Source organism: Burkholderia sp. MSh2 (assembly GCF_000731655.1).
GTDB classification, from domain to species: domain Bacteria; phylum Pseudomonadota; class Gammaproteobacteria; order Burkholderiales; family Burkholderiaceae; genus Burkholderia; species Burkholderia paludis.
On sequence record NZ_JPGM01000001.1, the window covers coordinates 192,869 to 212,339 of the forward strand.

Here is a 19,471-nt window from a genome sequence, read left to right on the forward strand (position 1 = left end):
GCCGCACTTGCCCGGCACGCACGCGCGGCGTCTGGCACACTGGCGATTCGATTCGCGCGCGCTGCGTTCGCGCCTTCGCCCCCCATTTCAACGCTTCGATGGACGTTACCGCTACCCGCCCTGCCGCCCGTGCGCTCGACGTGTTCCACCCGGCCGTCGCCGCGTGGTTCCGGCGCACGTTCGCCGCGCCGACCGGCGCGCAGGCGCTCGCGTGGCCGCACATCAAGGCCGGCCGCTCCACGCTCGTCGCCGCGCCGACCGGCTCCGGCAAGACGCTCACCGCGTTCCTGTGCGCGCTCGACGATCTGGTGCGCGATGCGCTGTCGCACGACGGCGCGCTGCCCGATGCGACGCTCGTCGTCTACGTGTCGCCGCTGAAGGCGCTGTCGAACGACATCCACGTGAACCTCGACGCGCCGCTCGCCGGCATCGCCGAATCGCTCGCGCAGCTCGGCCTGCCGGTGCCCGCGATCCGTACCGCCGTACGCACCGGCGACACCACGCAGGCGGAGCGCGCCGCACTGCGCAAGCGCGCGCCGCACATCCTCGTCACGACGCCCGAATCGCTGTACGTGCTGCTGTCGTCCACCTCCGGGCGGCAGATGCTGTCGAGCGTGCGCTCGGTGATCGTCGACGAAATCCATGCGCTCGCGTCGTCCAAGCGCGGCAGCCATCTCGCGCTGTCGCTCGAACGTCTCGACGCGCTCGCCGGCCGCGCGCTGCCGCGCATCGGGCTGTCGGCAACGCAGAAGCCGATCGATGCGGTTGCGCGGTTCCTGGTCGGCGGGCCAGCCGATGCGCCGCGCGACTGCACGATCGTCGACACCGGCCACGTGCGGGAACGCGATCTCGCGCTCGAACTGCCGAACGTGCCGCTCGAGCCCGTGATGGCGACCGACGTGTGGGAGCAGGTGTACGACCGCATCGCCGGGCTCGCGACCGCGCATCGCACGACGCTGGTGTTCGTCAACACGCGGCGCACCGCCGAGCGCATGGCGCGCCATCTCGCCGACCGGCTCGGCAAGGATGCGATCGCCGCGCATCACGGCAGTCTCGCGAAGGAGCATCGCTTCGATGCCGAGCAGCGCCTGAAGCGCGGCGAACTCAAGCTGCTGGTCGCCACCGCGTCGCTCGAACTCGGCATCGACATCGGCGACGTCGACCTCGTCTGCCAGGTCGGCTCGCCGCGCGGGATCGCGCCGTTCCTGCAGCGCGTCGGCCGTTCGGGGCACCATGTCGGCGGCGTGCCGAAGGGCCGGCTGTTCCCGCTGTCGCGCGACGAGCTCGTCGAATGCGCGGCGCTGCTCGATTGCGTGCGGCGCGGCGAACTCGACGCGTTGCGGATTCCCGAGGCGCCGCTCGACGTGCTCGCGCAGCAGATCGTCGCCGAAGTCGCCTGCGCCGAATGGCGGGAAGACGCGCTATACGCCAGCTTCACGCGTGCGGCGCCGTATGCGCGGCTCACGCGCGAACGCTTCGACGAAGTGATGAAGATGCTCGCCGAAGGCTTCACGAGCCGCCGCGGCGTGCGCGGCGCATACCTGCATCGCGACGTGGTAGGCGGCATCGTGCGCGGGCGCCGCAACGCGATGATGACCGCGACGACCTCGGGCGGCACGATCCCCGACATGGCCGACTACGCGGTGCTGCTCGAACCGCAGGGCATCCAGGTCGGCACCGTCAACGAGGATTTCGCGATCGAGAGCCTGGCCGGCGACGTGTTCCAGCTGGGCAACCAGTCGTACCGGATCATCCGCGTGGAGACGGGCCGCGTGCGCGTCGAGGACGCGCAGGGCCAGTCGCCGAACATTCCGTTCTGGATCGGCGAGGCGCCGGGGCGCAGCGACGAGCTGTCGGCGGCGGTCGGCCGGCTGCGCGCACGGCTCGACGGGCTGTTCGCCGAAGGCGACCGGCAGGCACAGGGCAAGAACCGTGAACGCATCGGCGACGGGGCCGGCGGGAAGTCCATGCCCCGGGCCGACGCCAAAGCGGGCGCGAATGCGGCATCGAAGTCCGGGATCAAGCCCGAGACCGATACAGATGCCTCGCTCGACGTGCAGCACGAGACCGTTGTCACCGCCACCGCCAAGAGTCGCCTCGCGCCGGCGTTGCGCTGGCTCGTCGACGATCTCCGCGTGTCGCCCGACGCCGCGCGCCAGATCGCCGACTACCTCGCCCGCACCCGCGCCGCGCTCGGCGCGCTGCCGACGCAGGATACGCTCGTGATGGAACGCTTCTTCGACGAATCGGGCGGCACCCAGCTGGTGATCCATTCGCCGTTCGGCAGCCGCATCAATCGCGCGTGGGGGCTCGCGCTGCGCAAGCGCTTCTGCCGCAGTTTCAACTTCGAGCTGCAGGCGGCCGCGACCGACGACGCGATCATCCTGTCGCTGTCGCTCGCGCACAGCTTCGCGCTCGACGAAGTATGGCGCTACCTGCGCTCCGCCAGCGCCGAGCACGTGCTGGTCCAGGCGCTGCTCGACGCGCCGATGTTCGGCGTGCGCTGGCGCTGGAACGCGACGACCGCGCTCGCGCTGCCGCGCTTCACCGGCGGCAGGCGCACCGCGCCGCAATTGCAGCGGATGAAGAGCGAGGATCTGCTCGCGACCGTGTTCCCCGATCAGGTCGCATGCCTCGAGAACATCGTCGGCGAGCGCGAGATCCCGCATCACCCGCTCGTCGACCAGACGCTCGACGATTGCCTGCACGACGCGATGGACACCGACGGCTGGCTCGCGCTGCTGCGCCGGATCGAAAGCGGCGCGATCGAGCTGGTCGCGCGCGACCTGCCCGCGCCGTCGCCGCTCGCGGCCGAAATCCTGAACGCGAAACCCTACGCGTTCCTCGACGATGCGCCGCTCGAGGAGCGCCGCACGCAGGCCGTGCAGTCGCGCCGCTGGAGCGACCCCGAATCGGGCGACGATCTCGGCGCACTCGACGCCGACGCGATCGACGCGGTGCGCGACGAAGCATGGCCGCTCGTGCGCGACGCCGACGAAATGCACGATGCACTGCTCACGCTCGCGTGCATCGCCGACAGCGAAGCGCGGGCGCACGAAGGCTGGCCCGACCGGCTCGCGGAACTTGCCGAGCGCCGGCGCGCGACGAAGCTCGTCACGCCGGGCGGCGCGGCGCTGTGGGTGCCGGTCGAACGGCTCGTGTGCGTGCGCGCGCTGCATCCCGACGCACGCATGGCACCGGCGCTCAAGGTGCCGGCCGCCTGCGCGCAGCCGTGGGAAGCGGACGCCGCGTGCATCGACGTGATCCGCGCCCGGCTCACCGGCTTCGGGCCGCTTGCGCTCGACGCGATCGCGAAACCGCTCGGGCTGACGCCCGCGTCGGTCGCGACGGCGCTCGCGGCGCTGCAGCGCGAAGGCTACGTGATGTGCGGACGCTTCACGCCGGACGCGACGACGGACCAATGGTGCGAGCGCCACCTGCTCGCCCGCATTCATCGCTACACGGTGAAACGGCTGCGGCGCGAGATCGAGCCGGTCGAGCGCGCCGATTTCATGCGCTTCCTGTTTCACTGGCAGCACCTGACACCCGATACGCGCGGCTCGGACCGTGACGCGCTCGCGGCCGTGGTCGAACAACTCGAAGGCTACGAGGCCGCGGCGAGCGCCTGGGAAGACGCATTGCTGCCCGCGCGGCTCACCGACTACACGGCGGGCGGCCTCGACGAGCTGTGCCGCTCGGGCAAGCTCGTCTGGACGCGCATCGGCGCGCCGGCGCGCGCGGCCGGCACGCCCGTGAAGACGACGCCGATCGTGCTGCTGCCGCGCCGCCACCTCGATGCGTGGCAGGCGCTGCGCGACCCCGATGCGCAGCCGGCGCTGTCCGCGCGGGCCGCGCAGGTGCGCGACGCGCTTGCCGCGCACGGTGCGATGTTCTTCGATGCGCTGCTCGACGACCTGCACATGCTGCCCGTCGAACTCGAACAGGCGCTCGGCGAACTCGTGTCGGCCGGCCTCGTCAACGCGGACAGCTACGCGGGCCTGCGCGCGCTGCTGAAGCCCGCCGTCAAGCGCAGCGCGACCTATGCGCCACGCACGCGGCGCGGCGGCGCGCTGATCGGCGGGATGGACGACGCGGGCCGCTGGGCGCTCGTGCAACGTCGCGCGCCGCCGGACGACAGGCCGGCGCCGAAACGCGGCCCGGCACCAACCGACCCCGACGCGCTCGACCACATCGCGTGGACGCTGCTGCGCCGCTATGGCGTCGTGTTCTGGCGGCTGCTCGAGCGCGAAGCCGACTGGCTGCCGAGCTGGCGCGAACTCGTCCGCGTGCTGCAGCGCCTCGAGGCGCGCGGCGAAATTCGCGGCGGACGCTTCGTCGCCGGGCTCGCGGGCGAACAGTTCGCGCTGCCCGAAGCGATCCCGATCCTGCGCGAGCTGCGGCGGCAACCGGGTGACGGGCAGTACGTGTGCGTGACGGGCGCGGACCCGCTGAATCTCGCCGGCACGCTGCTGCCCGGCGACAAGGTACCGGCGCTGGCCGGCAACCGCGTGCTGTTCCGCGACGGCGTGCCCGTCGCGTCGCTGGTATCGGGCACGTTCCACTACACGCCCGAACTGTCGCCCGCCGCACGCGAGGATGCACGCCTGCGGCTCGCCCGTCACCGCTGACACCGGCCGACACGCACGCGGCAGGGACGGGCGATCGCCGGGCCGTGCGGCCGCGAGCGCTTCGGTACCCTTGAGCGATCGGATTGGCCGCATGAGCACATCGCGCAGCCGGGCTGCTCGCGGGCGGCGCGCGCCGCGCCATCTGCAAGTGACCGGGCTGTGCCGACGCCCCGGCAGGTGCAAGCGGGCTGCCGTCCGCCCGCTTGCGGCGCCGAACCGGCGGATGGCCGGCCGAACCGCTGGCCGGATAACCGGCCCGAGCGCGGCGCGCATCATGTGAAGCGATGCGCCGAACCGGCCGCCCGCCGGTTCGGCATGCCGGTCAGGCGGGCACCAGCTCGAAGCTGAGCCGCTTGCCGAGCGCGGCGGCCGCGCTCGCGAGCGTCGCGAGCGTGAGGCTCGTGTCGGTTTCGTCGAGCAGGCGGTTGAGCGCGGCGCGGCTGGTTTTCATGCGCGCGGCCATCGCGGTCTTCGTGATGTGCTGCGCCTTCATTTCCTGCCCGATCTGCCACGCGATCACGCGCTTGATCGCGGTGGCGGTGGCGGCTTCGAGGTTGCCGTCCTCCTCGAGGAAGGCATCGAAATCGCTGCCGATATGCGGGTTGTGGGTGGTCGTCATGTCGTGCTCCAAGTGCATGGCGTTGCCGGCGGCCCGACCGTCGAAGACGGCGCGTTCCGGCGCAACCGGGAATGTCAGATGGCGTGCGTCAGCGCTTTCAGGCGCGCGACGGCGACCTCGAGATCGTCCGGCGGCGTGGCCCGCGACTGCTTGATGAAGGCATGCAGCAGGACCATCGTGTCGCCGACGACCGTAAACAGCACACGGGCGCACCGCCCCGGCAACATCACGCGGATCTCCCACAGATCCCTCGCCATCTTCCGGACCAGCGGCATGCCGAGCGGCCAGCCGAGTTGAACGGTCTTGATCTCTTCGCCGATCGCCCGGCGCTCCACTGGCCCGAGCGCCCGGAGCCATTCGCGCACCGGCTCGTTGCCCCGGGCCGTCAGGAAGAACCGCACGCCGAGCGTGGCCTGGATCTGCTGTCTCGCCATCGTCTTGTCACCAATCGTACCAAAAACGGTACAATATGCCAAGCACCACGAGGCGCGCTACCTGGCCGGATGGCCGATCCGGCCGCGCGGCAGGCGCGCGGGCCGACGCCCGGCCCGATGGATCACCGATCGCGGCGAGCCGGCTTGCGTGCCGCGCGCGGCGGCCGCGGCGCGCGGGTGTCGCCGAACCGCGACCGCGCGATGTCGCGCACGGCATCGATCAGCGTGCGGGCGACCGGCGACGGCTGTGCATCGGTGCGCAGCACGAGCCCGACCGGCTCGTCGGTACCGGCAGACGGCAGCGGCAGGCGGGCCAGTGCGCCGGCCGACAGGTCGTATTCGGCCGCATAGAGCGGCACGAACCAGACCGCGTCGTTCTCGAGCGCCAGTGCGCGCGCGACCGATACCGACAGCACCTCGATGAACGCATCCAGCGGCGGCGCGCCGCAGGCGAGGAGCAGTTGCTCGGCCGACTGGCGGATCAGCGTGCCGAACGGCGGCAGCACGACCGGATAACGCGCCAGCTCGGCTGCCGGCGCCCCGCTCGCCAGCAGCGGATGCCCGGCGCGCACGACCGCGACGAGCGGCTCGTTGTACAACTGCTCGAACGCGAGCCCGATCATCCGCTCCGGCTCCGACAGCCGCCCGATCGCGCATTCGATCGCGCCGGACTTCAGGCGCTCGAGCAGATCGGCGTTCGCGGCCGTTGCGATCCGTACGACGACGCGCGGCCAGCGCGCGGCCAGCGCCTTCATCAGGGCCGGCGCGAGCGACGCCGCGACGGTCGGCAGCATGCCGATTTCCAGCGTCGCCGCGGCCGCCCCGCCCTCGCGCGCCAGCAGCCCGACGCCCTGTCGCAGCGCCAGCACGCACGCATTCGCGTGCGGCAGGAACAGCTGCGCTTCGCGGGTCGGCTGCGCGCCCTGCCGGCCGCGCTCGAACAGTTTCACGCCGAGGATCGCCTCGAGCTCGGCGATCGTCTTCGAGACGGCGGGCTGCGTGATCGACAGGCTCTCGGCCGCCTTCTGCACGCCGCCCGACTGCGCGACCGCGAGAAAACACTGCAGGTGCCGGAACTTGACGCGGCCGTCGGCGATACGGTTATTCATAACGGGCAGTTATGCGATGAACGAAGAAATACCATTTTGCATAACTTTCCGGAGCACCCCAAGCCCCCGGTACGGCATACGTCATGCGTCGCGCCGCAGCGCCTGGAAGCCGGCCGGCTCCCACATCCGTTTCGCGATCAGCAGGCTGGTCCCGTGCTTCTGCGCGAGCGGCGCGGACGACGATTCCGCATGCAGCGCCGCCGCCTTGCTGCGCAGCCGCCGCAACTCCAGTTCGAGCTCGGCCGACGCGGCCTCCGTCAGCATCCCCTGCGAGAACGTCATCGTCTCGCCCTCGCCGTCGAAACGGCTGTCGAGGAAATCGCCGAGCGCGTGCGCATGGAAATAACGGCGGATCGGCCCGCCGGGCAGCCAGTCGAAATCGCGCGCGACGCGCACGCGAATCCGGTCGCCCGGCAGCAGCGCAACGACGTTCATCCGGTCGAGCATCAGCAGGTATTTCAGGCACTCGGCCTGCGTCACCCGGTAGGCCGACACGATGTCCTGCACGGTCCAGTAGTTGATCGCGCAGACGGCGACCAGCAGCAGCTTCTCGTCCGACACGAGCAGCGCCTCCTGCTGATCGGTCAGCACACGCAGCCTCGGCGCCGACGCCGAGGCCTCCTGCACGAGCTCGGCCAGCGTATAGCCGAGCAGCTGCGCGATCTCCGCGACGCGTTCCAGCGTAAAGCGCCCGCTGGCGAACAGCCGCTTCACGCTGGTCTCGGAGACGTCCAGCGAACGTGCGACATCGCGGTAGGTCATTCCCTGCGCCTTCAACTGGCGCTTCAATGTTTCGATGAGTTGGGCGGTTTCGGTCATTCCGGTATCGAAAAATGATGCTCAAGGTCAGATATTAGGCTACCTGCGCATGCAGATGAACACTTTCGGGTACTTGTCTGCATAATTCGTTCCGTCCTGTCACCCAACGACGGAGCCGAAATGACCACCCGGACCGAAACCGCAGCTTACGAACCGCAGCACACCGCACCGCGCGATGCACGCGACACGGGTCGCACGATGTCGCTCGCCACGGTCCGCACGCTGGCCGCCAGCGCACACGTCGGCGATCTCGTGTTCATCCGGGTGCCGGCGCGTGCGCCGCGCGACACCGCAGGCACGGCAGGCGCCTGGGCCAATCGCTTCGGCATCGTCGTCGATACGTCGGGCGACGAGCCCATGATCGCCGAATCCGCGTGGGCCTGGACGACGCTCACGCCGCTGTCGCGCTTCGTCGCCCGCACCGTGGGCGGCCGTATCGCCCTGGCGCGCCGCGTCGCGGCACCGGGCGCCGACGCGCAGCGCCAGGTGCATGAGGCCGCCGAACGGCAGATCGACTCGCTGCTCGGCCACCGCTTCAGCCCGCAGGCGCGACGCGGGTTCTGCGCGCGGTACGTGAGCGACGTGCTCGGCGCCGACCGGGCCGCGACACCGGCCGCACTGCTGCGCGGCGGCACGCTGTCGCTCGAATTCGACGGGATCGTGCTGGATCCCGACCGCCAGTCATGACGGGCACGCTCGGGGAGACCGGATAACAATAAGAACGACAATACAAAAAGCAGCGACGGGCTGGCTGGAGGGCCGTGCACGGGGTCGTCACCGACGACGCGAAGCCCGATCGCTTTCTCCGCCGGACAGGCATCCTGTCCGGCGGTATTTTCATTGGCGTCTCAAACATAACAAACCGTTATGCGATTCACGAAAAAAGGTCATTTTGCATAACTTTCCGGATTGGCTAAAGTCCTGCCATCCACTTCGCGAAATACCTATCAGGAGACGCCCGATGGATTCCCCCACGATCCTCACGCCGCGCGACTGGCCGTCGCATCCGGCCTATGTGCACCCCGAGTACCGTTCGTCCGTGAAGCGCGGCCCGACCCGCCCGCTGATCCCGCTGAAGGAGAAGCTGCGCGACCAGTACGCGCCCGTCTACGGCGCGGAAGATCTCGGCGCGCTCGACCACGACCTGACGAAGAACGCCGTGAAGAACGGCGAGCCGCTCGGCGAGCGCATGATCGTCACGGGCCGCGTGCTCGACGAAGGCGGCAAGCCCGTGCGCAACACGCTCGTCGAGGTATGGCAGGCGAACGCGGCCGGCCGCTACGTGCACAAGGTCGATCAGCACGATGCGCCGCTCGACCCCAACTTTCTCGGCGCGGGCCGCTGCCTGACCGACGACGAAGGCCGCTACCGCTTCCTGACGATCAAGCCCGGCGCGTATCCGTGGGGCAACCATCCGAACGCGTGGCGCCCGAATCACATCCATTTCTCGCTGTTCGGCGATTATTTCGGCTCGCGTCTCGTCACGCAGATGTACTTCCCCGGCGATCCGCTGCTCGCGTATGACCCGATCTTCCAGGGCACGCCCGAGGCCGCGCGCGATCGCCTGATCTCGCGCTTCTCGATGGACATCACCGAAGAAGGCTATGCGCTCGGCTACGAATTCGACATCGTGCTGCGCGGCCGCGACGCCACCCCGATGGAGCGCTGAACCATGACGACGCTGAAGCAAACCCCCTCGCAGACGGTCGGCCCGTACTTCGCCTACGGCCTGTGCCCGCAGCAGTACGACTACGACCTGAAAAGCCTGTTCACGCCGACGATCGCCGCCGCGCATGCCGAAGGCGAACACGTGCTGCTGGTTGGCCAGGTATTCGACGGCGACGGCAACGTGGTCGGCGACGCGGTGCTCGAATTCACGCAGGCCGATAGCGCGGGCCGCTACCCCGCGTCGCGCAGCGACATCGCGACATCCGGCTTCACGGGCTTCGCGCGGGTCGGCACCGGCACCGATGCGCAACAGCGCTTCGTCGTCGAGACGGTGAAGCCGGGCCGCATCGCCGCCGGCGAAGCGCCGCACATCAACGTGACCGTGATGATGCGCGGGATCCTCACCCATGCGTTCACGCGCGTGTACTTCGACGACGAAGCCGCCGCGAACGCGGCCGACCCCGTGCTGAACGCGGTGCCGGCCGAACGCCGCGCGACGCTCGTCGCAAAACGCGACGCGCAGCCGGGCCGCCCGGTCGTCTACCGCTTCGACATCCGCATGCAGGGGCCGGACGAAACGGTGTTCTTCGACGTGTGACGCGCGTGCCGGCACGCGCCGGCTTCGCATGCAACCGTCACGCCGCGTGGCGCGATACCGGCAGGCATCGCGCCGCGCGGCGTTTTTCGTGGGCCATCGTCGTCGTCCGATGCTGCGCCGCATCGCATCGGGCCACGGCGGCCGATGCCTGCCGCGCGGGACTGCCGCCGTCTGGATGGAACGCACGCTTGAAACGCATGCTGCAACAGCACATGAATCGGCGTGCCGGCGGGATTTCGTTTGCGCGTTATGCGGCGTATTCTTCGTTATTCGCAACCCGACAACGGAATTGCATCGAGAGAAGCAACAATTACACACGTAATGCGCGACATCGCCCGACGGGCTGTTCGCGCATTTTTTCTGACCGAGTGCCTTTAAACGCGTCTGACCGAAGTTGGCAGGCGCGTATTTTTTGGCGGGTGCGGCCGGCGCACGCCGTTGAGCGCACGGCTGCCGTCCGGCTAGCGCCGAATCTCCAGGTAGCGGCTCGGCGTGTCGCCCAGGATGCGGCGGAACGCCGACGTGAACGCACTCGCGCTCGCGTACCCGAGATCGAGCGCGACGCGCGTCACCGGTTGCCCGTCGCTCAGCCGGGCAATCGCCGCGAGCATGCACACCTGCTGGCGCCAGGCGGCAAAGCTCACGCCCGTCTGCGCGCGGAACTGCCGCGTGAACGTGCGCCGGCTCAAGCCCGCACTCGCGGCCACCTGATCGAGATCGGCCTCGATCGACGGCGACGCCAGCAGGTGCCGGCACACCCTCGCCAGCCGCGCGTCGGCCGGCAGCGGCGCATGCAGCGACAGCCGCGGCATCGTCGCGATCTCCGCAACCAGCAGCGCCATCAGCTTGCCCGCCCGCCCGTCGACGTCGTACATGGCCGGCAGGTCGACCGCATCGTCGAGCAGTTGCCGCAGCAGCGCCGATACGCCATAGACGCCGCACTGCCCGGGCAGGCCGGCCTCCCGGGCGGCGTCGCCGGACACGAACGTGTTGAGCATCGTGACCGGCCCGGTCATCGTCATTTCGTGCCGCACGCCGGCCGGCACCCAGCACGCGCGCTGCGGCGGCACCAGCCAGCGCCCGTGCGGCGTCGACACGCTGATCGTGCCGCGCGACGCGAACGCGAATTGCCCGCGCTCGTGCGCGTGCTCCGGAAACGTCGTGCCCGCGCCATAGTCGTTGGCGGTCACGACCACGCTTCGCGGGATGTGTTCGTAGGGATCCACCAGCGTATTTCTCACGGCCCGAATTCCATCATCAATGACCCGATATCGAAGGCGGGCCTCCTTCTGTCGATCTACGATCCGCTTCACCCTTGCGCGACCTGACGGCCGCAAGACCCGCCGGCCTGATCGGCCGGATTACAACTGCATCGGAGCGGATATGCCGAATACGTTTCATCGCGTGGGGAACGGCCCCCACCCTGTTCTTGTACTGCCCGGCTGGTTCGGCGACGCCCACGCGTTTGAACCCGTCGAGGCGTGGCTGTCGCGCGAGCACTTCAGCTACGTGTTCATGGACTTCCGGGGCTACGGCAGCATGCGCGACGCGGCGGGCGACTACACGATCGACGAGATCGCCGCCGACGCGCTCGCGCTGGCCGACGCGCTCGATTTCCCGACCTTCAGCGTCGTCGGCCACTCGATGGGCGCCATGGCGGCCGAGAAAGTCGCCGCCATGGCGCCCGAACGCGTGCGTGCGCTGGTGGCGATCACGCCCGTACCTAGCGGCGGCCTGCCGTTCGATCCGGAGAAGCGCGCGCTATTCGAGCGCGCCGCCGGCCATGTTGCCGATCGCCGCACCATCATCGATCGCAGCACCGGCGGCCGGCTGCCCGCCGCCTGGGTCGAGTGGAAAGCCGCGTATTCGGCCGCCCGTTCGGCGCCGCATGCGTTCGGCGCGTACTTTCGCGCGTGGGCCGATACGGATTTCAGCGGCGAAATCGCCGGCATCCATCCGGTGAAAGTGCTGATCGGTGCACACGATTCCGCGTTCGACATGGCGCTGATGGCCCGCACCTACCTGCAACGCTATCCGCTCACCACCGTCGACGTCCTGCACGATGCCGGCCATTATCCGATGAACGAGACGCCGCTCGCGCTGGCCGCGGCAATGGAGGCGTTCCTGTTCGCCGTGACGGAGAGCCCTGCCGCCGTCGCCTGACCGGCCGCACGCCGGCGGCATCGTTGCGGCACGCATCACCGCAGCATGAACGACATCGCCGACAGGCTGTTCAGCGTGCGGACCACATGCTCGACCGACGGCCCGTCGAAGCGCAGCGTCACCGCGTCGACACGCTCGAGCGACGGCAGCACGCCGAACAGGTCGGCCAGCGCCGCCGTCTGCACGCGCAGCGTGCAAGCGGCCGGCGTGGGCCGGCGGGCGGCGGCGCACCAGCCGGCCGACAGCGCCTGCACGACCGTTTCGCGCGCGGCGCTCGCGATCCGGGCGCACGACGCCGCGGGCGTGAGCGTATCGCCGCTCGACGCGCCGCCGGCCGTCTTGACCGTCTCGAAGCGCGCCTCCGGAAACAGCGGCTGCGTTTCCTCCGCGAATACGTCGTCGCCCGTCGCCAGCGCGACGTGCGCGCCATATTCGCGCGCCAGCGCGCCATACAGCCCGGCTTCGCCGAGTTCGACACCGTTCAGCCACACCTGCGTGAACGCGAAGCTGTTGATCGTGTGCGCGAGCACGCCGCGCGTCTGCGATTTCGCGTGATAGCCGATCATGAACACGAGGTCGGGCCGCTGTTCGAGGCCCGTCATCATTCCGAGCGTGCGCGGCTTGCCGAGCACGACGCGCGCGCGTGCATCGAGACCGTCGGGCAGCAGGTTGCGAAAGCCGCCGTGCGAATCGTTGATCCACACGGACTGCGCGCCGCCCGCGAACGCGCCTTCGATCGCGGCGTTCGCCTCGGCGGTCATCCAGCGGCGCGCGCGCTCGTATTCCGGATTGCCGGCACGCGTCTGCTCGGTGGCGAACACGCCCGCGACGCCTTCGATGTCGGTCGAAATCAGGATCTTCATGACTGGGTAGGACGTCCTTCGTTGCCTTCGTTGAACAACCGATCGAGATCGGGCACCGCCTCGCGCAGCGCCTGCCGCACATGGCCGTCGCGCCCGGCGACCGTCACGGCCTGCAGCAGCGCGTCGGCAATCGCGTGCTCGACGCTCTCGGCCGCGGCCATGAACAGCGGATCGAGCGCCGCATCGGCCACGAGGGCGGGCAGCGCAACGGTCGATGCGTCGTGCATGATCGTGTACGCGGTCGAGAAAGCGAGCGCGATGTCGCCGCTGCCGTGCCCGTATACCGAGCCCGTGCGGGCCAGCCCCGCGCCCGCGCGACGCGCGAGGCGCGACAGTTGCCGCGCGTCGAGCGGCGCGTCGGTGGCCAGCAACAGGATGATCGAGCCCTGCTCCGGCGGCATCGCGTGCGCGGCCCCCGCCGCACGGCGTTGCGCGACGATGCGCCCGAGCGGCACGCCGCCGAGCGTCAGCATCGGCAACCGGCCGAAATTCGCCAGCACGAGCGCGCCGACCGTATAGGGCCGGCCGGCCGCCACGGCGACGCGCGACGCCGAACCGATCCCGCCCTTCAGGTCGAAGCACGACATCCCGCGCCCGGCGCCTACCGCACCGCGGGCGACATCGCGCGACGCCGCGCGGCACGCGTCGTCGTAATGCGCGGCCGTCACCGCAAATGCCTGGATATCGTTCAGATAGCCGTCGTTGCACTCGAACACGAGCGGGTTGACCGTCGGCCAGTCGCGCCCGATCAGGGGATTCGCGGCGATCGCCGCGCGGATCTGCGCGTGCGCGACCGCGCCGACACCGAACGTATTGGTCAGCGCGACCGGCGTATCGAGCGTGCCGAGTTCGTCGACCTGCACGAGCCCGACACTCTTGCCGAAGCCGTTGATCACGGCCGCGCCGGCCGGCACCTTGCTGCGGTACACGTCGCCCGGATGCGGCTTCACGACGGTCACGCCCGTCTGCACGCCGCCGGCATCGAGCGTGCAATGGCCGACCGTCACGCCCGGCACGTCGGCGATCGTGCCGCGCGGCCCGGCCGGCAGCGTCGCCGCCCACATCGGAGCGATACGCATCAGCGGCGCTCCAGCTTCGGATCGAGCGCGTCGCGCAGCCCGTCGCCGAGCAGGTTGAACGCGAGCACGGTCAGGAAGATCGCGAGGCTCGGGAAGATCGCGATGTGCGGCGCCGTCACCATGTCCGCGCGCGCCTCGTTGAGCATCGCGCCCCACTCCGGCGTCGGCGGCTGCGCGCCGAGCCCGAGGAACGACAGGCTCGCGGCCGTGATGATCGACGTGCCGATGCGCATCGTGAAGTAGACGACGACCGACGACACGGTGCCCGGCAGGATGTGCCGCACGATGATCGTCCAGTCGGATGCGCCGATGCTGCGCGCGGCCTCGACGTAGGTCATGTGCTTGAGCATCAGCGTATTGCCGCGCACGAGCCGCGCGAACGCCGGGATGCTGAAGATCGCGACCGCGCAGATCACGTTGACCATCCCGTTGCCGAGGATCGCGACCACGCCGATCGCGAGCAGGATGCCGGGGAACGCGAACAGCACGTCGGCAACGCGCATCGTGACGCGGTCCCACCAGCCTTCGTAGTAGCCGGCGAGCAGCCCGAAGAAGGTGCCGATCACCGCGCCGAGCGCGACCGAGAAGAAGCCGGCCGCAAGCGAGATGCGCGTGCCCGCGACGATCCGGCTGAAGATGTCGCGGCCGAGCGAATCGACGCCGAACCAGTGCACGAGCGACGGCCCCGCGTTCAGCGCGTCGTAGTCGAAGTAGTTCTCCGGATCGAACGGCACGATGTGCGGGCCGACGAAGGCCAGCACGACGAGCGCCAGCACGAAGCCGCCCGCGACGAGCGCGACGGTCTGCTTGCGGAACTTGCGCCAGAATTCGCGCCACGGCGTGCGGATCGCGGTGGATGCGGCCGGCGCCGCGGTCTGGACAGTCGCATTCATGCGCGCCTCACTTGAACCGGATGGTCGGGTTGATGACCGCATACAGCACGTCGACGGTCAGGTTGATCAGGATGAATTCGAGCGAAAACAGCAGCACGATCGCCTGGATCACGGGATAGTCGCGCATCGTCACCGCGTCGACGAGCAGGCGCCCGAGCCCCGGCCAGTTGAACACGACCTCGACGACGATCGAGCCGCCGAGCAGGAAGCCGAACTGCAGCCCCATCATCGTGACGACCGGGATCATCGCGTTGCGCAGGCAGTGCTTGAGCACGACCATCGGCTCGTGCACGCCCTTCGCGCGCGCGGTGCGCACGAAATCCTCGTTGAGCACCTCGACGAACGACGCGCGCGTGAAGCGCGCCATCACGGCCGCGACCGCCGCGCCGAGCGTCAGCGACGGCAGCACGTAGCTTCGCCACGAGCCGTCCGGCACGACCGGCAGCCAGCCGAGCTTCACCGAGAAGACTTCCATCAGCAGCATGCCGAGCGCGAACGCGGGGAACGAGATGCCCGACACCGCGAGCGTCATGCCGAGGCGGTCGGGCCAGCGGTTGCGCCACACCGCCGACACGATCCCGATCGCCATCCCGAACGCCGTCGCCCACGCCATGCTGACGAGCGTCAGCATCAGCGTCGGCATGAAGCGCTCGCCGATTTCGGTCGAGACCGGCCGCTTGCTGCGCGTCGACAGGCCGAAGTCGCCGTGCGCCATCTTCACGAAGAAGTTGACGAACTGCGCGGGCAGCGGCTGGTCGAGGCCGAGATCGGTGCGCACGAGCGCGACCGTCGCATCGTCGGCTTCGGGGCCTGCCGCGAGCCGCGCCGGATCGCCCGGCAGCAGATGGACGAACAGGAACACCAGCACCGCGACGATCGCGAGCGTGGGCAGCAGGCCGAACAGGCGTTTGACGAGAAAATTCAGCATGGGGCACCGATCGAATCAGCGTGCCGGCGGCGAACGCCGCCGGCACCGCATGGCGGACGAACCGCCGTCGTCATCGCTGTCATTTCAGCGAGATTTCGTCGAAGTTGAACGAGCCGTCCGGCATCACGTACGCGCCCTGCAGCCGCTTGCTGCGCGCATACACGATCTTCTCCTGCACGAGGAAGATCCACGGCGCATCGGCCCAGACCTGCTTCTGCGCATCGGCGTAGAGTTCGGTCTTCTTCGCGCGGTCGACCGTCTCCAGCGCCTTCGCGAGATCGCCGTCGACCGCGTCATTCTTGTAGTACGCGGTATTCAGGAGCTTCGGCGGCGCGGACGAGCTGGCCAGCAGCGGCGTGATCGCCCAGTTCGCCTCGCCGGTCGACGACGACCAGCCGACGTAGTACATCCGCACCGGCGCCTTCGCCGGATCCGGCGCGCTCTCGACCTTCGCGACGCGCTCGCCGGCTTCCAGCGCCTGCACCTGCACCTTCACGCCGACCTGCGCGAGCTGCTGCTGCACGAACTGGATGGTCTTCTGCGACGTCGAGTTGTTATACGCGGACCACAGCGTCGTCTCGAAGCCGTTCGGATAGCCGGCCTCCTTCAGCAGCGCGCGCGCCTTCGCCGGGTCGTACGGCCACGGGCCCAGCTTCGTCGCATAGTCGACGCCCTGCGGCACCACGCCGGTGGACGGCGTCGCATAGCCGGCGAACGCGACCTTCGCGAGCGCCTCCTTGTTCACCGCATAGTTCAGCGCCTGCCGCACCTTCGGGTTGTCGAACGGCTTTTGCTGCAGGTTCAGCGACACGTAGCGCTGCACGATCGACGGCCGCTCCACGATATCGACCTTCGGGTTGCCCTTCAGGTCGGTCGCCTGCTCGAACGGGATGCGGAACGCGAAATCGGCCTCGCCCGTCTTGATCAGCGCCGCACGCGTGTTGTTGTCGACCACCGGCTTCCAGTCGATCGCGTCGATCTTCGGATAGCCCTTCTTCCAGTAACCGGCGAACTTCTTGACCTTCAGGTCGTCGGTCTGCTTCCACTCGACGAACTCGAACGGGCCGGTGCCGACCGGATGCAGCGCGATGTCGCGGCCCCACTTCTTCAGCGCGGCCGGCGAGATCATCACCGCCGACGGGTGCGCGAGCGTGTTGATCAGCGCCGAGAACGGCTCGCGCAGCGTGATCTTCACCGTGTACGGATCGACCACTTCGGTCTTCTCGATCACGCGGAACATGTTGTAGCGCTTCAGGTGGTTCGCGGGATCGGTCACGCGGTCGAAGTTCGCCTTCACGGCCGCCGCATTGAAATCGGTGCCGTCGTGGAACTTCACGCCCTGGCGCAGCTTGATCGTGTAGGTCTTCGCATCCGGGCTCGCGTCGTAGCTGGTTGCCAGCACGTTGACGAGCTTCATGTCCTTGTCCAGGCCGAACAGGCCCTGGTAGAACGACTTGACAACGGCCTGCGACACCGTGTCGTTCGCGTCGTACGGGTCCATCGTCGTGAAGGTCGAATCCACCGCCATCACCGCGGTCTGCTGCGCGAACGCGGGCACCGCGGCCGACAGCGCAAAAGCGCCTGCAGCCGCGGCGAGCAGCGTGCGCGGTCGGAACATCGGGAACGAATACGACTTGTTCATCTTGTTGGGCTCCTGTGGATGATTCGGTAACGCGTGGTGGAATTCCCGGCGTGACTGCACCCGCTCGGGGTAAAGACGCCGTTGTCTCGCTCGTGCGCAGCTGCGGTCCATATGCCGCCTCCCGCACGCTCAATACGCGCCGCCGACGCGGTGCGTCGCGACGTAGTGATCGGGGCCGACCGCGACCAGCGGTGCGACGACCGGATCGTCGCCCACCGCGCGGATCGGGCTCGGGATCTCGTCGGCCGCGAGCTGGCGCGGCGCATGCCGGCGCGCGGGGTCGGCCACCGGCACCGCGCTCATCAGCTTCTTCGTGTACGGGTGCTGCGGCGCCTCGAACACCGCGCGGCGCGGGCCGATCTCGACGATCTGGCCGAGATACATCACCGCGACGCGATGGCTGATGCGCTCGACCACGGCCATGTCGTGCGAGATGAACAGGTACGCGACGCCGAGCTCGCGCTGCAGGTCGAGCATCAGGTTGACGATCTGCGCCTGCACCGACACGTCGAGCGCCGACACCGACTCGTCGGCGATCACGACCTTCGGGTTCAGCGCGAGCGCGCGCGCGATCGCGATCCGCTGGCGCTGGCCGCCCGAGAATTCGTGCGGATAGCGGCGCGCGGCTTCCGGCGGCAGGCCGACCTTGTCGAGCAGCCAGTCGACCCGCGCCTGCGCGTCGCGACCGCTCGCGACGCCGTGCACCAGCAGCGGCTCCATGATCGAGAAGCCCACGGTCAGGCGCGGGTTCAGCGACGCGAACGGATCCTGGAAGATGAACTGGATGTTCCGGCGCAGCGCCTGCAGGTCCGGGCCCTTCAGCGCGCCGATGTCGCGGCCGTCGAATTCGATCGAGCCGCTTTGCGATTCGACGAGACGCAGCAGCGAACGGCCGGTGGTCGACTTGCCGCAGCCCGATTCGCCGACCAGCGCGAGCGTCTCGCCCGCGCGCAGCTCGAAGCTCACGCGCTCGACCGCATGCACGTATTGCGACACGCGGCCGAACATGCCGCTCTTCACCGGAAACCGCGTCACGAGATCGCGCACGCGCAGGATCGGCGGCGCGGACGGATCGACGCGCGGCTGCGCATCGTCGTTCGCCGCGGGCGCGGGCGACGGGGCCGCACTCGCGCCCTCCACCTTCAGCAACGGGAATTTCTCGGGCGTATCGGTGCCCTGCATCGAACCGAGTTTCGGCACGGCCGCGAGCAGCGCGCGCGTATAGCGATGCGCGGGCGCCGCGAAGAGGCGATCCGAGTCGCCCTCCTCGACCTTCTCGCCGCGATACATCACGAGCACGCGGTCGGCCACTTCGGCCACCACGCCCATGTCGTGCGTGATGAAGATCACGCCCATGTTCATTTCGTCCTGCAGCCCGCGCACCAGTTGCAGGATCTGCGCCTGGATCGTCACGTCGAGCGCGGTCGTCGGCTCGTCCGCGATCAGCAGCGCGGGCCGGCACGACAGCGCCATCGCGATCATCACGCGCTGCCGCATCCCGCCCGACAACTGGTGCGGATAGCGCGCGAACACGCGGCGCGCCTCCGGAATGCGCACGAGATCGAGCAGCCGCAGCGTCTCCGCGCGCGCTTGCGCCGCGCTCTTCGACTGATGCAGCGCGATCGCCTCGCTGATCTGGTCGCCGACCGTAAACACCGGGTTCAGCGACGTCATCGGCTCCTGGAAGATCATCGCGATGTCGGCGCCGCGGATGCCGCGCATCGTCGCGCCGCTCGCCCGGGCAAGATCGACGAGCGCACCGCCGCGTCGGCGGAACGCGATCCGGCCGCCGGTGATCGCGCCGCCGCCATGCTCGACGAGCCGCATCAGCGCGAGCGACGTGACCGACTTGCCGGAACCCGATTCGCCGACGATCGCGAGCGTCTCGCCGCGATCGACGTGAAACGACACGTTGCGCACCGCGTCGAACGTCGCGCCCTCGCGGCAGAACGCGACCGACAGGTCGTCGACGGCAACCACGCGCTGCTCGGGCAGCACCAGGCCGGACGGGTTACGGCTCGTAGACAT

Annotated in this window: 17 protein-coding genes; 6 read left to right on the plus strand and 11 right to left on the minus strand. The window is 69.3% G+C overall.

Translation table 11 applies throughout. The annotated features are described in order from the left end of the window. The first annotated feature begins 98 nt into the window (after window positions 1-98). A complete protein-coding gene (locus GQ57_RS00810; RefSeq protein ID WP_034196778.1) occupies window positions 99-4,628 on the plus strand; it encodes a DEAD/DEAH box helicase in 4,530 nt (1,509 codons plus the stop codon). Between the two features lie 322 nt (window positions 4,629-4,950). Here the strand turns inward: GQ57_RS00810 and GQ57_RS00815 are convergent, their stop codons facing one another. The 4 genes from GQ57_RS00815 to GQ57_RS00830 form a co-directional block, all read right to left on the minus strand. Then, window positions 4,951-5,247 carry an XRE family transcriptional regulator gene (locus GQ57_RS00815; protein WP_031396812.1) on the minus strand — a complete coding sequence of 99 codons (297 nt, stop codon included), beginning with the start codon at window positions 5,245-5,247 and terminating at the stop codon, window positions 4,951-4,953. 74 nt (window positions 5,248-5,321) lie between these two features. Then, window positions 5,322-5,681: a type II toxin-antitoxin system RelE/ParE family toxin gene (locus GQ57_RS00820; RefSeq protein ID WP_031396813.1), complete on the minus strand. Its 360-nt coding sequence runs from the start codon at window positions 5,679-5,681 to the stop codon at window positions 5,322-5,324. A gap of 122 nt (window positions 5,682-5,803) precedes the next feature. Further along, entirely contained in the window at window positions 5,804-6,790 is a 987-nt protein-coding gene (pcaQ, locus tag GQ57_RS00825; protein WP_034196779.1) for a pca operon transcription factor PcaQ, read from the minus strand. An 81-nt stretch (window positions 6,791-6,871) separates the two neighbouring features. Beyond that, window positions 6,872-7,609 carry a helix-turn-helix domain-containing protein gene (locus GQ57_RS00830; protein ID WP_031396815.1) on the minus strand — a complete coding sequence of 246 codons (738 nt, stop codon included), beginning with the start codon at window positions 7,607-7,609 and terminating at the stop codon, window positions 6,872-6,874. A 120-nt stretch (window positions 7,610-7,729) separates the two neighbouring features. Between GQ57_RS00830 and GQ57_RS00835 the strand changes: the two genes are divergently transcribed. The 4 genes from GQ57_RS00835 (at window position 7,730) to GQ57_RS41240 (ending at window position 10,197) form a co-directional block, all read left to right on the plus strand. After that, window positions 7,730-8,296 carry a YiiX/YebB-like N1pC/P60 family cysteine hydrolase gene (locus tag GQ57_RS00835; RefSeq protein ID WP_034196780.1) on the plus strand — a complete coding sequence of 189 codons (567 nt, stop codon included), beginning with the start codon at window positions 7,730-7,732 and terminating at the stop codon, window positions 8,294-8,296. A gap of 274 nt (window positions 8,297-8,570) precedes the next feature. After that, entirely contained in the window at window positions 8,571-9,278 is a 708-nt protein-coding gene (pcaH, locus tag GQ57_RS00840) for a protocatechuate 3,4-dioxygenase subunit beta (protein WP_031396817.1), read from the plus strand. A gap of 3 nt (window positions 9,279-9,281) precedes the next feature. Beyond that, window positions 9,282-9,875, plus strand: a complete 594-nt coding sequence (pcaG, locus tag GQ57_RS00845; RefSeq protein ID WP_031396818.1) for a protocatechuate 3,4-dioxygenase subunit alpha — start codon at window positions 9,282-9,284, stop codon at window positions 9,873-9,875. Window positions 9,876-9,903: 28 nt separating this feature from the next. Then, a complete protein-coding gene (locus tag GQ57_RS41240) occupies window positions 9,904-10,197 on the plus strand; it encodes a hypothetical protein (protein WP_152603156.1) in 294 nt (97 codons plus the stop codon). A gap of 139 nt (window positions 10,198-10,336) precedes the next feature. Here GQ57_RS41240 and GQ57_RS00850 read toward each other — a convergent pair whose 3' ends face one another. Further along, window positions 10,337-11,116, minus strand: coding sequence for an AraC family transcriptional regulator (locus tag GQ57_RS00850; protein ID WP_031396819.1), 780 nt, complete (start codon window positions 11,114-11,116; stop codon window positions 10,337-10,339). A 142-nt stretch (window positions 11,117-11,258) separates the two neighbouring features. Between GQ57_RS00850 and GQ57_RS00855 the strand changes: the two genes are divergently transcribed. Then, window positions 11,259-12,038 (plus strand): alpha/beta fold hydrolase, encoded by a 780-nt coding sequence (locus tag GQ57_RS00855; protein ID WP_034196781.1) that lies wholly within the window; start codon window positions 11,259-11,261, stop codon window positions 12,036-12,038. 35 nt (window positions 12,039-12,073) lie between these two features. Here GQ57_RS00855 and GQ57_RS00860 read toward each other — a convergent pair whose 3' ends face one another. The 6 genes from GQ57_RS00860 to GQ57_RS00885 form a co-directional block, all read right to left on the minus strand. Further along, on the minus strand, window positions 12,074-12,901 hold the full coding sequence (locus tag GQ57_RS00860) for a M55 family metallopeptidase (protein ID WP_031396821.1): 828 nt from the start codon (window positions 12,899-12,901) through the stop codon (window positions 12,074-12,076). Continuing rightward, on the minus strand, window positions 12,898-13,980 hold the full coding sequence (locus tag GQ57_RS00865; protein WP_034196782.1) for a DmpA family aminopeptidase: 1,083 nt from the start codon (window positions 13,978-13,980) through the stop codon (window positions 12,898-12,900). Before GQ57_RS00865 ends, GQ57_RS00860 begins: the two co-directional genes overlap by 4 nt. Then, the gene (gene gsiD / locus GQ57_RS00870) at window positions 13,980-14,873 is read right to left on the minus strand and encodes a glutathione ABC transporter permease GsiD (RefSeq protein ID WP_031396823.1); all 894 of its coding nucleotides are present in this window, start codon (window positions 14,871-14,873) and stop codon (window positions 13,980-13,982) included. Before gsiD ends, GQ57_RS00865 begins: the two co-directional genes overlap by 1 nt. A 7-nt stretch (window positions 14,874-14,880) precedes the next feature. Continuing rightward, window positions 14,881-15,801 carry a glutathione ABC transporter permease GsiC gene (gene gsiC, locus GQ57_RS00875; RefSeq protein ID WP_031396824.1) on the minus strand — a complete coding sequence of 307 codons (921 nt, stop codon included), beginning with the start codon at window positions 15,799-15,801 and terminating at the stop codon, window positions 14,881-14,883. Window positions 15,802-15,880: 79 nt separating this feature from the next. Continuing rightward, on the minus strand, window positions 15,881-17,443 hold the full coding sequence (gsiB, locus tag GQ57_RS00880; protein ID WP_034196783.1) for a glutathione ABC transporter substrate-binding protein GsiB: 1,563 nt from the start codon (window positions 17,441-17,443) through the stop codon (window positions 15,881-15,883). A gap of 129 nt (window positions 17,444-17,572) precedes the next feature. Further along, window positions 17,573-19,471 (minus strand): dipeptide ABC transporter ATP-binding protein, encoded by a 1,899-nt coding sequence (locus GQ57_RS00885; RefSeq protein ID WP_034196784.1) that lies wholly within the window; start codon window positions 19,469-19,471, stop codon window positions 17,573-17,575.